Origin of the sequence: Acrocarpospora corrugata (genome assembly GCF_009687845.1) — a bacterium.
Lineage (GTDB): Bacteria > Actinomycetota > Actinomycetes > Streptosporangiales > Streptosporangiaceae > Acrocarpospora > Acrocarpospora corrugata.
Genome location: NZ_BLAD01000030.1, coordinates 1 through 589 on the forward strand (window position 1 = coordinate 1; position 589 = coordinate 589).

At 70.6% G+C, this 589-nt stretch carries 1 protein-coding gene; it reads left to right on the forward strand.

Annotated elements, in window-relative coordinates; genetic code table 11:
• The coding region (locus tag Acor_RS00175; protein ID WP_174876086.1) for a cellulose binding domain-containing protein at positions 1 to 375 on the forward strand (375 nt) is incomplete at its 5' end.
• Positions 376 to 589: the final 214 nt, after the last annotated feature.

Consider the following 589-nt stretch of genomic DNA (forward strand, 5'->3'; position numbering starts at 1 on the left):
AACTGGCGGATCACCTACACCCTCCCCGGCAGCCAGACGCTGCAGAACGGCTGGGAAGGCACCTGGACCCAGTCCGGCGCGAACATCACGATCGCCGCTCCCTCCTACGCCCCGAACCTGGCCGCCAACGCGGTGGTCCAGCCCGGCGCGAACTTCACCTTCACCGGGACCAACACCAACCCGACCGCGTTCTCGCTGAACGGCACCCCGTGCACGGGCTCCAACCCGCAGCCGACGCAGTCCCTGGTGGTCACCCCGACCAGCGTGAGCGTGCCCGAGGGCGGTAACACCACCTACAGCGTGCGGCTCAACGCGGCCCCCACCGGCAACGTGACCGTGACGAGCACGGCCGCGGCCGGGGCGACACCAACCTGACCGTCTCCGGCGGCGCTTCGCTGACCTTCACCACGGCCAACTGGCAGACGCCGCAGAACGTCACCGTGGCCGCGGCCGAGGACGCCGACACCACCAACGGCACCCGCACCATCAACGTCGCCTCCGCCGGCCTGACCACCGTTCCGGTCACCGCCACCGAGGCCGACAACGACGTGCCGAGCACCCAGTCGCTGGTGGTCACCCCGACCAGCGT